Annotated in this window: 10 protein-coding genes; 1 reads left to right on the plus strand and 9 read right to left on the minus strand. The window is 70.5% G+C overall.

Annotated elements, in window-relative coordinates:
• Positions 1-42 precede the first annotated feature (42 nt).
• A complete protein-coding gene (locus ACMYLB_RS13090) occupies positions 43-2385 on the plus strand; it encodes a glycosyl hydrolase family 95 catalytic domain-containing protein (RefSeq protein ID WP_415907438.1) in 2343 nt (780 codons plus the stop codon).
• Here the strand turns inward: ACMYLB_RS13090 and ACMYLB_RS13095 are convergent.
• The 9 genes from ACMYLB_RS13095 to ACMYLB_RS13135 are packed head-to-tail and all read right to left on the minus strand — an operon-like array spanning position 2376 to position 15432.
• Positions 2376-2711 (minus strand): hypothetical protein, encoded by a 336-nt coding sequence (locus tag ACMYLB_RS13095; protein ID WP_415907439.1) that lies wholly within the window; start codon positions 2709-2711, stop codon positions 2376-2378. The genes ACMYLB_RS13090 and ACMYLB_RS13095 overlap by 10 nt on opposite strands.
• A 26-nt stretch (positions 2712-2737) precedes the next feature.
• On the minus strand, positions 2738-3592 hold the full coding sequence (locus ACMYLB_RS13100; RefSeq protein WP_415907440.1) for an alpha/beta hydrolase: 855 nt from the start codon (positions 3590-3592) through the stop codon (positions 2738-2740).
• Complete coding sequence (locus ACMYLB_RS13105; RefSeq protein ID WP_415907441.1) at positions 3586-6288, minus strand: family 78 glycoside hydrolase catalytic domain; 2703 nt, start codon at positions 6286-6288, stop codon at positions 3586-3588. Before ACMYLB_RS13105 ends, ACMYLB_RS13100 begins: the two co-directional genes overlap by 7 nt.
• Positions 6288-7328, minus strand: a complete 1041-nt coding sequence (locus ACMYLB_RS13110; protein WP_415907442.1) for a sialidase family protein — start codon at positions 7326-7328, stop codon at positions 6288-6290. Before ACMYLB_RS13110 ends, ACMYLB_RS13105 begins: the two co-directional genes overlap by 1 nt.
• Before the next feature lie 3 nt (positions 7329-7331).
• Entirely contained in the window at positions 7332-8603 is a 1272-nt protein-coding gene (locus ACMYLB_RS13115) for a spinster family MFS transporter (protein ID WP_415907443.1), read from the minus strand.
• A gap of 4 nt (positions 8604-8607) precedes the next feature.
• Entirely contained in the window at positions 8608-9594 is a 987-nt protein-coding gene (locus ACMYLB_RS13120) for a glycoside hydrolase family 43 protein (protein WP_415907444.1), read from the minus strand.
• Positions 9594-11207 carry a DUF5060 domain-containing protein gene (locus ACMYLB_RS13125; RefSeq protein WP_415907445.1) on the minus strand — a complete coding sequence of 538 codons (1614 nt, stop codon included), beginning with the start codon at positions 11205-11207 and terminating at the stop codon, positions 9594-9596. The genes ACMYLB_RS13120 and ACMYLB_RS13125 overlap by 1 nt, the downstream gene beginning before the upstream one ends.
• Before the next feature lie 14 nt (positions 11208-11221).
• Entirely contained in the window at positions 11222-13912 is a 2691-nt protein-coding gene (locus tag ACMYLB_RS13130) for a DUF6298 domain-containing protein (RefSeq protein ID WP_415907447.1), read from the minus strand.
• Entirely contained in the window at positions 13909-15432 is a 1524-nt protein-coding gene (locus ACMYLB_RS13135; RefSeq protein WP_415907448.1) for an MGH1-like glycoside hydrolase domain-containing protein, read from the minus strand. The genes ACMYLB_RS13130 and ACMYLB_RS13135 overlap by 4 nt, the downstream gene beginning before the upstream one ends.
• Positions 15433-15575 lie beyond the last annotated feature (143 nt).

Below are 15575 nucleotides of genomic sequence, written 5' to 3' on the forward strand. Positions count from 1 at the left end.
CAGGCGCGGTTGCCCGCAACCGCCCTTCCTGCCCCGCCCGCCATGCGCCTCCCTTTTCTCGCCGCCGCCCTCCTCCTGCTCGCCGCCGCTCCGCTGCGTTCCGCCGGCGTGGTCGCTGAACTCTCAACCCTCAACGCTCAACTCTGGTATCCCCACCCCGCGGCCAAGTGGGAGGAAGCCCTGCCCGTCGGCAGCGGCCGCCTCGGCGCGATGGTCTTCGGCGGCACGGAGAACGAGCGCATCCAGTTCAACGAGGACACGCTCTGGCTCGGCCAGCCGCACGATTACGTCCGCGCCGGCTCCGGCGCAGCGCTCCTCGAAGTCCGCCGCCTCCTCGCCGCCGGCGACGTCAAGGCCGCCGAGACGCTCGCGCGCGCCAAGGTGCTCAGCGATCCCGTCCGCCAGAAGGCCTACCAACCCTGCGGCGACCTCCGCCTGCACTTCCCCGGCCACACCGCCGCGCACGACTACCGCCGCTCGCTCGATCTCGACACCGCACTCGCCGCCACCCGCTACACGGTCGACGGCGTGACGTTCACCCGCACCGTCTTCGCCAGCTACCCGGACAACGTGATCGTCGTCCGCCTCGAAGCCGACCGCCCCGGCGCGCTCACGTTCACCCTCCAACTCGACTCGCCGCACCAGGACACGCGCACCTCGTCCGCCGTGGCGGCGAATGCCCCGCCCCGCGAGGCATCGCTCAAGCTCACCGGTCGCGTCCAGGCCGGAGGCCTGAGCTTCGAGGCGCGCGTCCTCCTGCAGCACGACGGCGGCACCGTCGCCGCCGCCGACCGCGCCCTCACCGTCACCGGCGCGACCACGGCCACGCTGCGCCTCGTTGCCGCCACGAGTTTCAAGAACTTCCAGGACATCTCCGCCGACCCCGCCACGCGCTGCGCCGGCTTCCTCGCGGGCGCGGCGGCGCAGCCCTACGCCGCCCTGCTCGCCCGCCACGTCGCCGATCACCAGCGCCTCTTCCGGCGCGCCGCCCTCGACCTCGGCACCACGCCCGCCGCGGCGCTTCCCACCGACGAGCGCGTGCGCCGGGCCAAGGCCGCCGGCGGCATCGACGCCGATCCCGCGCTCGCCGCCCTCGAGTTCGCCTACGGCCGCTATCTGATGATCGCCAGCAGCCGTCCGGGCTCCCAGCCGGCGAATCTCCAGGGCGTCTGGAACGAGCTGCTCAACCCGCCGTGGGAGTCGAAATACACCACGAACATCAATTTCGAGATGAACTACTGGCTCGCGGAGACCACCGGCCTCGGCGAATGCCACGAGCCGTTCTTCGCCGCCATCGACGACCTGCGCGTCAGCGGCGCGCGCACCGCGCAAAAACTCTACGGCGCGCGCGGCTGGGTGCTGCACCACAACTTCGACCTCTGGCGCGGCACCGCGCCGATCAACAACATCGACGGCATCTGGCCCACCGGCGGCGCCTGGCTCTGCTGGCACCTCTGGGAGCGCTACCTTTTCACCGGCGACCGCGACTTCCTCGCCCAGCGCGCCTACCCCGCGATGAAGGAGGCGTCGCTCTTCTTCGTCGACAGCCTCGTCCGCGAGCCGAAGCACGGCTGGCTCGTCACCTCGCCGTCGTTCTCGCCCGAGCAGGGCACGATGACGATCGGTCCGGCCATGGACACCCAGCTCATTCGCGCCCTCTGGCGCACCACGCGCGACGCCGCGCGACTGCTCGGTCGCGACGCCGCCTTCGCCGCCGAGCTCGACGCGAAACTGAAACAGCTCCCGCCCGACCTGATCGGCCAACACGGCCAGCTCCAGGAGTGGCTCGACGACGTCGACGTGCCGAACAACAACCACCGCCACATGTCCCCGCTCTGGGACCTTTACCCGGGCGACGGATTCACCCCGGCGCACGCCGACATCTACGCCGCGGCGAAGAAACTCCTCGCCTGGCGCGGCGACGGCAGCACCGGCTGGAGCTACGCCTGGCGCATTCCGCTCTGGGCCCGCGTCGGCGACGGCGACATGGCCTACCGCCAGCTCTCGCTCCTGCTCGCCAAGCGCACGCTCCCGAACCTCTTCGATCTCTGCGGCCCGTTCCAGATCGACGGCAACTTCGGCGCCACCGCCGGCATCGTCGAGATGCTCCTGCAGAGCCACCAGCGCACCGACGACGGCACCGTGATCCTCGACCTGCTCCCCGCTCTGCCGCGGACCTGGCCCACCGGCTCCGTCCACGGCCTCCGCGCCCGCGACGGCTTCACCGTCGACCTCGCCTGGCACGAGGGAAAACTCACCACCGCCACGGTGCGCTCCACGCTCGGGCGCCCGCTCGTCCTCCGCCACGCCGGCCGCGAGTCGCGTCTCACCCTCGCGGTCGGGCAGACCGCAACCATCAATGCCTCGCTGGCTGATCAGCGCTGAAGTTCCCGCAGGGCCGCTTCGGCGGCCTCGGGCGTGTGCAGGGCGTTCGTGGGGAGCTCGTCGGCGGTCTTGAAGACCCGCATGGCGTCCGGCGACTCGAGCGCGACGTGCGACTCGTCGCAATCCTCCTTCAGTCCGAGCTCGCGCGCGAGGAAACGATACATCGCCGCGCGCTTCGACGGTCCGTAGTCGTGCCCTTCCGTGGCGAGATGGACGTTGGCCACCTTGTCCTCCGCGTCGTAGAGGCGGTAGACGTGCTGGAGAAAGGGAAACTCGCTCGTGGCCGTGGCCTGGGTCCAGTCGCCGCCGTCGGAGACGACGAGCATTGGCCGCGGGGCGGCCAGCGCGGCGATCAGGGCGTTGCTCGCGAAGTGCTCCGCGCTGCGGTGGATCGGCAGGCCGCTCTCGCACGGACAGCCGCCGAAAAATACGACGACACCATCACGACGGGCACGGTCGCCGCCACCCGCGGCTCGAGCGCCGTCAGCAGCAAGGCCTCCGTCGCGCCGCCCGACTCGCCCGTCACGGCGAGGCGCGTCTTGTCCACGCCGCGCAGCGACGCCAGGAAGTCGATCGCGCGCAGGTTGGTCCACAGCTGCATCGTCAAGGCAAACGGCCGCCGGTGCGCCGACGCCCCGAACTGCACCAGCGAGTCGCCGTAGCCGAACATGTCGATCGACAACACCACGGCGCCCATCCGCGCCAGCGTCGCCGCCCGGCGCTGCACGCTTTCGTGGAACCGCCCGTGCCGGGCCCAGTCCGCCGGCGTGTCGACGCCCGGGGTGTGACCGTGGGTGGTCAGCACCGCGGGGACGCGCCGGGCCGGCCGCAGCGGCCGGTAGAGATTGCCGCAGGCATAGACGCCCGGCAGCGGCTCGAACATCACGTTCTGCACCGTGTAGCCGTCGTGGGCGCGCGGCTCGCTGACCATGGCGTTGAGGGGCGTGCGCTTCGGCCAGGGCGCGAGGCCGGCGCCTTCCTGGATCTTGCGGCGCGTCAGCTCCGCGTAGGCCGTCCACGCCGCGCGCGTGTCGAACTGCCTCGCCGCCGCCCGCAGCACGGCGTCGCCCTGCTCGGGCGTGAGGTAGGCGCGCACGCACAGGGTCGGCCCTTCCGCCGCCGGCGCGGGCAGGCCGGGCGGCAGCCAATCGACCGACGCCGACGCGGCAGCCGCAGACACGAGCAGGACGGCAAGGAGCTTCACCATGGGGTTTCGAAGGAGTAGACGCCCGACCCCACCTCGATAACCGCACGGTCTCCGTCGATGCGAACGAATTTTACCCCGGCCGCAGCGGCGAGCGGCGCGCCACTCTCGCGAATCGCGGCGACGTCCCGCGTCGGCAGATGGACCGTCGCCGTGGCGTTGGCGGGAACGGTCACGTGCAGCGCGAACTTCCCGCTCCCGCGCTCCCAGCGCACGCGATACTCGCCGGCCACCGTGCGCTGCGTCGCCTCGGCCCAGGTCAGATCCCCGACGGGCTGCGGACGGACGACGGCATGCCGGAAGCCCGGTCGTTCGGGATCGGGCGCGATGCCGGCCACGCGCTGGTAGAACCACTCGATCACCTGGCCGAGCATGAAGTGATTGTGCGACGCGCCGAGCGAGGCGTGCCACGATTCGGTCAGCGCCGTGGCGCCGAGCTTGAGCTGGTAGCCGTAGCCGGGCTTCTCGTCCTGGTTGATCAGCCGGTAGATCACGTCGTCGCGCCCGGCCTGGGCCAGCGCGAGCAGGAGGTAGCGGAAACCGATGTCGCCCGCGCTGGCGTAGCCCTTGTCCTCGACGTCCCGGATCAGCGCGGCCAGCACGGCCGGCCGGTCGCTCTCCTCGACGAGGCCGAGCGCGAGCGGGATGCAGAGCGCGGCCTGCGAGGCCGTGCCGTAGAGGCCGTCGGCGCGGCGGAACTTCGCGATGTAGGCGCGGCGGATCTCCGTCGCGCGCCGGGTGTAGCGCGCGGCGTCGTCGGCGTGGCCGAGCAGCGCCGCCGTCCGGGCCAGCGTGCGCGCGTCCTCGTAGAAGAACGCCGTGGCGGTGATCGGCGGCGGCGTGAGGTTGGCCCGCTTGCCGCTGTTCAGCGCGTAGTCATACCAGTCGCCCAGCCCGTCGCTCAGGATGTCGTGGTCCGCCCGGGATTCGAGGAACGCGAAGTAGCGCTGCATCGCCGGATAGTAGTCGCGCAGCAGCGCTTCGTCGCCGGTGAACTCGCGCTGCTGCCACGGCACGAGGAAAAACGCCGCGCCCCACTCCGCCGCGTTGCGGAAGCCGCCCTTGAACTCGACGTATTCGGGCGCGATGTTCGGCACCAGGCCGTCGGGCAGCTGCGCCTCCGCCATGTCGCGCATGGCCTTCGCGTAGGTCCGCGTGACGTCGAACTCGTGGCGGATCGACGGACCGTTGAGGTGGAACTGCTCGATCCAGCCGAGTTTCTCGCGGTGCGGGCAGTCGGTCAGGATCGAGACGAGATTAGACGCCTGCGCCCAGCGCACGAGGCCGCGGATGCGGTTCAGCAATGGGTTCGAGGTGGCGAACTCGCCCGCCGGCTCGACGGCCGCACGCACGATCACCATCTGCAGCCGGTCGATCCTCGGCGCAGCGCCGCCCGGCCGCGCCGGAATCAGCTCCGCCCGCACGTAGCGCGAGCCCACGTAGTAGAACTGCGGGAACCAGGTCTCGGTGCCGTCCGTCGCCTTCGTGTATTGCCACCACGCGCTGCCGCGGTGCGCGCCGCCCATCGTGCCGCGCTCGATGCTGCCGTCGTCCTTCACGACCTCCCCGGGCACCAGGCGCACCGTCGCGCCGGCCGGCCCGCTCACGGTCAGGCGCGGCATGAAGGACGTGTTCTGCCCGAAATCGAACAACACCGCGCCGTCCGCCAGCGTCCGCACGCTGACCGGCTCGCGCGTCTCGATGGCGCGCAGCGGCTCGTTGGCGTGCGCGGCGCCGCGCAAGGCGCCCAGCGGCGCCGTCGCGATCTTCACCGGCGTCCAGCCTTCCGGCGCGGCGCCGACGCGATCCCAGCCCGCCGGCAGCCGGCGGGCATCGTAATCCTCGCCGCCGTAGCTGCTCGACCAGGTGATCGGGCCCGGCTGCGTGCGCCAGCTCCCGTCGGTGCCGACGAACTCCACCGTGCCGTCGGCATACTCGAGCCGCAGCTGGGCGATGGCGCGGAGTTCGCCGTAGTGGCTGGTGAACTTCGCGAAGCGGCCGTCCTTGCGCTCGACGTGATACATGCCGCGCCCGAGCGCGAGCCCGATGGCGTTGGCGCCGGCGGCGAGCTGCGCCGTGACGTCGTGCGTGTCGTAGAGCACCGTGTCGCGATAGTCGGTCCAACCCGGCGCGAGCAGATCCGCGCCGACCTTGGCGCCGTTGAGAAAGGCCTCGTATTGCCCGAGCCCGGTGACGTGCAGCAGCGCGCGCTGCAGGCCGGGCTTCACGGCGAACTCGCGCCGGAGCAGCGCTCCTTCGGCATTCGGCGCCGCCTCGATCCACTGCGCGTGCCAGTCCTCCGCGCGCAGGAGCCCCATCGTCCACTCCGCCGGCGCGCTCCACGGCGTCGCCGCGCCGGCGCCATCCCAGACGCGCACCTTCCAGAACACCCGTTGCGAGCTCGCGAGCGGACGTCCGGCGTAGGCGATCCACGCCGTCTGGTCGGACGCCACGCGGCCGCTGTCCCAGAGGTCGCCGCGATCGGCCGCGAGTTGCTCACGCGTCGACGCCACGAGCACCTGCCAGGCGGTCTGGCGCGATCCGCGCGCGTCGTCGCGCAGCTGCCAGCTCAGTCGCGGCGCCGACACGTCGATGCCCAGTGGCGCGACCGCGCTCTCGCATTTCAGGTCCATGACCTGCAACGCAGCCACGGCGTCGAGGGCGCACGCGGCCAAGAGGAAAAGAACGAGCCGTTTCATCAGAGTTTCGCCGGATCGAGCACCACGTGTTTGATGCGCGTGCGGTCCCAGGTGTAGGTGATGTGGACGAGGCCGTCGCGCGCCTGGATCACCGCCGGGTAGGCGTAGCCGGCCTTGTTCGGCGCGGTCTCGAGCGTCAGCACGCGCTCCCAGTGCACGCCGTCCTTCGAAATCGCGACGTCGAGCGGCCAGCGGTCGCCCTTGGCCTCGGCGGCGCGATGGCCGCTGTGGTTGTAGACGAGCAGCTGCCGGCCGTCGGCGAGCGTGACCGCGTCGGTGCCGGAGTTGGGGTTCGGCAAATCGATCGCGGTGAGCGCGGACCAGGTTCGGCCGCCGTCCTTGGACCAGGTCTGCGCGTTCACGCCCTGGCGGGTGCGCGCGACCGCCTGCAGGCGTCCGTCCGGGTGAAAGAGCACGCTCGGCTGGATGGCGTCGAAATGCGGGCCCTGCGGCACGGGCTTCGTGCGCTCCCAGGTTTGGCCGCGATCGCGCGAAAGCTCGAAATGCACGAGCCAGCCCTCCTTGTTGCCCTCGGTGCTCGAGGGCGAGAGCCAGGTGCCGTCGGCGAGCACGACCGGCTTGTTCTTGATCGGGCCGAGGATGCCGTCGGGCAGGCGCGCGGGTGGGCTCCAGGTTTGGCCGCCGTCGACCGAGGTCGTGACCATGCCCCACCACTTCGAGGGCGACGGGCCGACCTTGTAGAAGAGGAACAACGGCGCGCCCGCCGGCGCGAAGAGCACGGGATTCCACGTCGGCTCGCGCCGGCCGTCCGGCTGCCGGCCGTTCGCGACCTCGACCGCCTCGGTCCAACGGCCGTCGATGCGGTGGGCGGCCCAGATGCCCACGTCGGGCGCGCGCTCCTTCGTGCCGCCGAACCACGCCGCCACCAGGTGCCCCGGCGCCACCTCGACGATCGTCGAGGCGTGGCAGGACGGATACGGGGCCTTTTCGAAAATGAACTCCGCTTGGACGATCGCGTCGGACGGCGCCGCCGCGAGCGACGCGAGACCGAGGCTGAGCAACAGGATCAGGATGCGCATAAGTCAGGAGGCCGGGGCGAGCGGCACGTCGCGCCGGGCGAAAACGAAGACCGCGACCAGCAGCAGCGCGGCACTGACGATGTAGACCGCGCCGCCGAAGGCGATCGCCTCGCTCATGTTGTCGATGTCGCGCGCGTGGCGGCCGTATTTCGTCGCCAGTCCCACCGCGATCGGCCCGAGCGCGCCGCCGCCCCAGCCCACGGTGTTCATGATGCCCGCGGCCGTCGCCCGCGCGCGCGGCTCCACCACGTCGTAGAGCGCGGCGAAGATGTTGGCGTCGTAGAGCCCCTTGCAGAGGCCAAAGATCGTCATCGCGACCAGCAGCGTGCGCACGTCGGTCGTCAGGCCGACCACGGCCACGAATCCGGCGCCGACCAGCAGCCCGATCGCCTGGACGAGGATGCGTCCGCCCGCGAGCCGCCGCGACAGTCGGTCGGCCAGCCAGCCGCCAATCGGGACGCTCAGCGCGCTGGCGAGGTGGATGAACACCGAGCCGGACAGGCCCGCGGTCGTGAGCCGGAACTGGAATTTTTCCGTCAGGAACGTCGGCGTCCACGCGAGAAAGACCGTGGCCACGAGATTCGCACCGAGGAACGCCAGCATGAGCAGGACGGCCGTCGGCTTGCGGAAGAAGATGCCGCCGAGCGCCTCGCGCACGCTCATCGGCGCCACGTTCGGCTCCGCCGGCGCCGCCTCCGCCTCGCCGCGCGCCGGCTCGCGCAGGAACCGCCACAGCACGAACGCCAGCAGGATCCCGGCGCCGCCGAAGAAGTAGAAACCCACCCGCCAGCCCATCGTTTCCGCGAACCAGGCGCCGAGCCAGCTGCCGCCGATCGTGCCGGCGTAGACGCTCGACTGGTGGAACGACATCGCCCGCGAACGCGTGCTGCGGTCGTGGTAGTCGCTGAGCAGCGACATCGTCGCGGGAAAATAGAAGGTCTCGCCGAATCCCTCGAGCGCGCGCACGCCGACGAATTGCCAGAGCTGGCCGCAGGCGCCGGTGAACATCGTCACGCCGCTCCAGAACACGCAGCCGCCGAGGATGAGGATCTTGCGCGAAACCCGGTCGGCGATGAAGCCCGCAAAGGGCGCGCCGGCGGCGTAGACCCAGGCGAAGGCCGAGCCGATCAGGCCGAGCTGCACGGCGTCGAATCCGAACTCGCCCTTCAGGCGGGGAAAGACCGAGAAGATCGCCTGGCGGTCCGCGTAGTTGAAGAAGCAGACGAACCACAGCATGCCCACGACCGCCCACTTGTAGTTCCGGTGCGCGGGCATGACGTCAGGGTTGCGCCGCCGGCCAGGCGGCGAGCAGGCGTTCCATCTCCGCGCGCGAGACGGCCACGATGCAGCCGTGGCGCGCGTGCGCCGGCATCTTGATCCGGTCGCTCACGTCCTCCCAGTGCCGGAGATCGCGCGAACGCACCAGCCCGATGGCGTCGAGCCGGTGCTTGTCGAAATAGACGCGATACTCGCCATCGACCTTGATCGACGTCGGGCCCTCGGCCCAGTAGTCGCCGGTCAACGCGGGCGAGGCCTCGCTCCACGGCCCCTCCGCGGTCTCGCCGCGGATCATCCGGATGTTCTTCTCCGTCTTCGGCTGCACGGTCTCGTTCTTCACGAACATCAGCCAGCGGCCGTCGTCGTCGCGGAGGAGGTTCGCATCGATGACGTTGAAGCCGCCGTCGTAGAGCAGCCGCGTCGGCGCGAAGGTCGCGAAGTCCGTCGTGGTCGTGGCGTAGATGCGGTGGTTGCGCTCGGGGCGGGTGTTGGACAGCTCCGTCTCGCGGAATTTCCCCAGGATCGTCGTGGACCAGAAGATCAGGTAGCGCTGGCGCGCGTCGTCCCAGACGATCTCCGGCGCCCAGCAATTCTGCGCCTGGGGCTCGTGGGCCATGACCGGCAGCGTCTTCTGCTCCGACCAGTGCACGAGGTCCAGCGACGACGCGTAGCCGATGTCGCGTCCGGTCCAGCCGGTCGTCCAGACGAGGTGCCAGGTGCCGTCGGGCCCGCGGTAGAGGCACGGGTCGCGCATGAGCTTCTTCTCGCCGGCGGTGGGTGTGAGCAGCGGCCGGCCCGCGTTGAGCATGGCGAAGGCGTAGCCGTCGCGGCTCCACGCCAGGCGGAAGCCCTCCGCCTCCTGGTCGTGGTAGAAATAGGCGAAGAGGTAGCAGGTCGCGGGCAAAGCCGCCTCCGCCGCGCGCAGCGGCGCGGCGAACACCAGCAACAGAGCCAGCCAGGCCGGCCGGTGGAGGAAGAGCCGTTGCATCAGGAGCCCTCGAGCAGGAGTTCGAGTTTCACCGGCTGGCCGTCGGCGCCGATGCGGCGCACGCGCACCGCCATGCCGGGCTTGCCGGGCAGCGGAACCTTCCGGCCCTGGGCATCGACGAAGTGATAAGCGTCGAGCTTCTTGGTCACGAACTCACCCGCGACCGGCGTGATGGTCATGGCCCAGGTGTCGATCACCTCGACGCGGTAGCGCTGGCCGTCGACCACGCCGTTGCGGAAGAGTTTGAACTCCCACTCGGTCGGCTGCGCGCGGCCGAAATAGGTCAGGTAATAGGTGGCGGGCACGCCGGCGGTGTTCGGGTCCTGCCACTTGTCGATCGGATCGATGCCCTGCGGCGGGCCGTCCTCGAGCACCCGGCGCAGGAACGCCAGGCGCGGCGCGCTCTGGCCTTTCAGCGTGCCGCCGAACGACGTCCAGGTGTCCTCGTTGACGAGGAAGTAATCGCCGTGGCCGACGTAGGTGCCGGCCACCGTGCCGCACCAGAAGCGGTGCACCATTTCCTCGCCGCTGAGCTGGCCCCAGCGATACGGGCTCTGGCCCTCGTATTTGACCTCGTCGTAGACGACCGGCTTGCGCCAGACGCCGCGATACATCTCGGCGCGCCCGGGCTCCTCGACGGCGGCGCCGTTCTGGATCGAGGCGTGGGTGACCCAGGGCTTGTTGTTGTCGTAGAGCAGCGTGCCGTTGTGGATGGAGCGAAGGTGGCCGTAGGGATCGCAGGCCTGCACCAGCGCGCCGAGGCGGTCCCACTCCGGCTCGGTCTTGGTGCGGAGGAAGTCGTATTCGTTGGCCAGCGACCACCAGAGGTTGCGGTAGGCGCTGAAGCGCGCGACGACGTAGCGCACGAAGCGCTCGTTGGAGGCGGCGTCCATCGTCTCGAAGCCCCATTTGCCGTAGGGATTGAAGAGGATCACGTCGGCCTCGATGCCGAGGTCGCGCAGCTGCGCGAGGCGCTGCTCGTAGTGGCGGAAATACTCCGGGTTGAAGCGCGTGTAGTCCCAGCCGTGCGGCGGCGTGCCGGCGAACGGCCAGCGCGGCGGGGCGAACTTGCCCTGGAACGGATTCGGCTGCGGCGTGAGGAGCATGCGCGCCTTGTTGAAGGGCGCGGCGGCGAGCGTCCGCAGCGTCTGCTCCTGGACCTCCTCCGGCGTGTCGGTCCAGTTGTAGATCGTGGTGCCGATCTGCTTGAACGGCGTGCCGTCCGCGTAGGCGAAGTGGAAGGTGTTCGCCACGCGCACCGGACCGTGGTTGCCCTTCGCCGGCGGCGTAGCGGTGAAGGAGCCGATCTTGCCGGTCAGCGGCCAGCGGTTGCTCTTGGTCTCGTAGCGCCACTCGCCGACGGCGCCGGGCATGAAGCGAACCTTGTAGACGCCGTCGCCGTCGTAGAAACCCGGCACCTCGAGGGTCGTGGCGCCGTTGGTGAACACCGCGCTGAGGCGGACGTCGACGAAGGGATTGCCCTCGTCCGGCCCCTTGAGCGTGAGCTCGAAGACGCCCCATTTCTCGACGGAGACGGGCGCCTCGGCCCGGACCGGCAACGCGCCGAGCAGCACGGCGACAAGGCAAAGGAGGGACGAACGGATGGCTTTCATGGATTCAAGACGATTCAAGGTTGCACGTCGCCGGCCTCGGGCAGGCCGGTGAGGATGGCTTTGCCGGGGAAACGGGCGCGATACTCGGCCGCCATGCCGGCGATGGACTTCGCGCTGGGCCGGCCGCCCTTCCACAGGCGCTGGTGCTGGCGCGGCGCCAGATCCGTGCCGCCGCGCGGCGCGAACTCGTCGCCGCGCTCGGTGCGGAACCAGTAGGTGAAATCGATCACGTCGACCACCGCCGCACGCCGCGGATCGGCGAGGATCGCGTCCTGCACGTCCTTGCAGGCGCTGAGTGCGATGAGCGGATGCCGGCCGGTCTCGGCCTCCCACTCCGCCACGACATCGAGCCAGAACTGCATGAAATGCAGCGGGCCGCTGTTCTCGGCGCCGAGGGTGTGGATGACGTTCGGCTCGTCGGCGAGATTGGCGAGGCACTGCCGGATGTAGGCGCGGTGCAGCGCGCGGTAGGCCGGATCGGAGAGGTCGTAGAACTCCGCCGCCATCTTGACCGTGTCGCCGGCAAAGGGCGGCGGCTCGGTGAAGCGCGTGCCGTTGATGTTGTTCGCCGGGCGCCACGGCGAATCAACCCAGTGGGCACCGGCCTCGAGGATGTTGTGCTGGAAATACATCTCGTTCACCAGCACGAGGCCCTTCTGGCGCGCCAGCCCGGCGAACTCCCGCAGCCGCGCGAAATACCAGGCGTTGTATTTCGTCAGGTCGTAGCGGCTGAGCCCGTCCCACGCGCTCCCCTGCCCGCTGCGCGCGAACGGCTGCTCGAAGAACGGCGGCCAGACGTCGCCATCGGGCCGGCGCATCCGCTCGTGGTCCATGCGGCGGCGCTCATACCAGAGGCCGTAGTGATGCCGCAACACGACCTGCCGCTTCGCCGCCATCGCGTCGGTCAGCTCGTCGAGATCGTCCGTGAAACAGGGACCGTGCATCCCCGGCACGAAGCGGGTGAGCGCGGGCTGGGCCGGCTCCGCGCCCGCGTAGAGGTAGCCGCGCCACCAGGAGATGTCCTCCTCGCGTCCGCTCAGGCGCGCGCCGCCGACGGTGAGGACGCCGTGCGTCAGCGCGAGCGGCCGGCCCGCGTTGGACGATTGTAGGGCGGGGTCTCCCGATCCCGCCAGAGCGGCGGCGCGAGCAGGCGGGGTCGGGAGACCCCGCCCTACATCATCAACAGCAAAAGCGCGCGGCTCGAGCGCGCCAAGCGCAGCGGGGCCCAGCCGCGCCTCCAGCTGCGCGCGATACAGGCTCTCGGGCTTGATGAACTCGTTCACCTGGCTCCAATGGCCGTCGCCGACGAACTGCCCCCAGACGCCATCGGCCCAGTTCTGCGCCGTCGGCGGCTGACGGCAGATCACGACCGGGGCGGAGCACTGCCAGAGCATCGAGTTCGCCGCCGCCCAGCCGACGCCCTGGTTCCACGTCTCGCGGTTGTTCAGCTCCAGCGTGCCGCCGTCGAGGGTGACGTTGTCGAAGAGGATGCCCGACGCCCAGCTGCCCACCGAGCCGCTGAAGCCGCGGCTGCGTTCGGCGCGGCACTCCAGAAACACGTTCGGTCCGCCGGCGAGATAGCCGACCGTGAAGTCGTTGCGCCCGTCCTCCGCGCGACAGCGCAGGAACAGCGTCTGCTCGCCGCGGGTGTGAAAGGTGTGCCGGCGATAGCCGCCGAGCTCGGACACGGGCGCGACCGAGGCGCAGTCCTGCACCGTCACGCGCCGGCTGCCGGGACCGAGGTTGAACGCCGAACCGGCGAAGTGCGCCGCCGTGACGTTCGCGATCCAGCCGTCCTCGACGTGCTCGAAGAACACCGCCTCCCAGGCGTGCTGCTCATCGAGCGGGTTAGCGGCATCGAAGGCCGATTCGCAACGCAGGTTTTCCACGCCGACCTGCCGCAGCGGGCCCGGCGCTCCGAGCGCTGCGAGCGTGGCGCCGCCGAACTTTTTCTCCAGCGCCGTGGTCATCGGCGCGTCCAGCGTCACGACCTGGCCCTCGACGGCCACGATCGTCCGCGTCCAGCGCACGGACATTGCCGCGGGCTTCCAGGCGAATTGCTGCCGGCCCGGCGCGACGTCCATGCCGAGCGCGTGCACCCACGCAGGCGTGGCGGGACGCGTGATCCGGACGATATCGCCCGCGGCCAGGCCGCGAGCGTCGTCGAGCGTCAGCTTCGTCGCGCCGACGGGCGCGCGCTCGTCCGTCACGACGCGGACGTGTCCGGTCTCGCTCCGCTCCTGGCCGCGCGCCGCGATCAGGGCGCGGCGGTCCGTCCCCGCCGCCACGAGCACGGTCTGCTCGCCCGCCCCGCGCAGCACGACACCGCCCGCGCGGATCGCGAGCCGGCCGCTCAGCTCGTAGCGTCCGGGCAACAGCAGCACCGCGCCGCGAAAGCCATGAGCGTCGGGTTCGCGGCGCGCGACCTCGTCGAGCGCCGCCTGGATCGCCGCCGTGGCGTCGCCCGCCTGTGGCGAAACGGCGATCACGGCCGGCACCCGCGGGAGCGCGGTGCCGCCGCCGGCATAGCCCGCGGCGGAGAAGTCCGGCAGGCGGTCGCCGTTGGCGGCGGCGACGTAGTCGAGTTTTCCCGCCTGCGCGCGCACCACGGGAGGACTTTGCACGCCGAGCAGCACCGCCGGCAGCGCCAGCAGCAGCGCCGCGAGGCGCCGGGCGAACAACGGAGAGCGAGGAGCGGGCATCATGGAGCAGGCAGCGAAGCCGTCAGCGGGGTGAGAGATGGAGCACTGGCGGCCAGTTGGCCATCCACGAAGAGGCGGAAGCCGCGGATCCCGAAGCGGCGGCCGTCGCGGTCCCACTCGAGCGCGAGCTCGTGACCGTGATAGCGCACGCGCTCGAGACGGAACCACGCCCAGGCGTCCGCCGGCAGCAGCGGCGCGACCTCGACCACGTTGTCCGCTCGCGGCCGCAGCCCGATCAGATCGGCGATGAGCAGGTCGGCGAAGGTCGAGTGGTTGTAGAAGCGGCTGCGCGGGTTCGCGCCCATGATCCACTCGCCGGTCTTCTCGTCGAGATACTCGCCGATGTAGGGGCGGCCGTCGTAGCGCTGGCTCCGCACATAGGTCATGAACGCCGCGAAATAATCGCGCGCCGTCACCGCGTCCTGCGGGTAATCGCGCAGCACGTTCGCCAGCGCGGTGAGCGTCTGCGCCGTCGCGAAGGGCCACACGGCGCCGTCCCACTCGCAGGTGCGGATGCCGCGCGTGCGGAAAGTCGGATCGCGCCGCTCCGCGGTCGTGAGACCCGCCGGGGCCTTGAAGCCGTGCTCGTCGGTGAGCTGCTTCCACGCCACCTCGTAGCCGCGCCCGGGCTCGGGCAGGTGAAAATACCAGGGAATGAAGCCGATCGCCTCGCGCACCGGGATGCGCTCCAGCGCCTCCGTGCGGGAGGTGAAGAAGGCCCGCTCCGGATCCCAGAGCGTGTCGAGCACGAGCCGGCGCAGCCGCGCGGCCTTGGCCGCGAACTCGTCCGCCACGTCCGTCCGGCCGGCCGCGCGCGCCAGCGCGGCGATGGCGGCGGCGTTGCCGGCCATGTAGCAGCTGATCGTCGGACGCACGTTCTTCACCTTGCGGCCGCCGCTGATCGACTCCTCCATCGCGTCGCGGACGTCGTATTGCCAGAAGAGCCCGTCCGGGCGGCCGTTTTCCTTCTCCCACGCGCGATAATCGGACACCAGGTCGTCGAGCAGCGCACCGGCGCCCTTCATGTCGCCGGTCACGAGCGCCCGCTGCCACACGGCGTAGGCGAGCCACTGCGAATATTTGTGCAGATGCGGCTGCGGGCGGCTGTTACTCCCATGCAGCCAATACTGCACGTAATCGTCCGCGAAGCCTTGCTCCCGCAACCACCGCAACTCCATCAAATGATGCCCCAGCGCGCTGCTGATCGGGCGCGGCTTGGTGATGAACTCGGTGAAGACCCAGCGGCCGCTCGCCTCGTCGCGCTTCAGGTGCTTGCGCAGCGACCACCAGCGGAACCAGTAGATCTCCTCGACCTCCGCGTCCGCGCAGGTGAACGCCGGCACGTTGGCCTGCAGCCAGTCCGCGCTCGCCGCGTTCGGCACAGCGTTGACCACGCCCTCGTCCTCCATCGCGTTGAAGCGCGCGACGTGCGAGGCGATCACCTCGGCGACCGGCGCGGCGCGCGCAACCACGGGCGGGCAGGCCGCGAGCAGGGCAACGAACAACAGGCGACGGGGTGACATCGAGGGTAACACAGCGAAAGGGACACGGTCTCAGACGTGCGGCAGAGCGTCTCGATTTCATCCGCGATGTCCAGACGCGTGCCGCCGCAGGCCGGAGGCCGGAAGCTGAACGCAGCATCCTAGCGAAACCGGCCCGGAATTAC

Source organism: Oleiharenicola sp. Vm1, assembly GCF_047777955.1.
Classification (GTDB): Bacteria; Verrucomicrobiota; Verrucomicrobiia; order Opitutales; family Opitutaceae; genus Didemnitutus.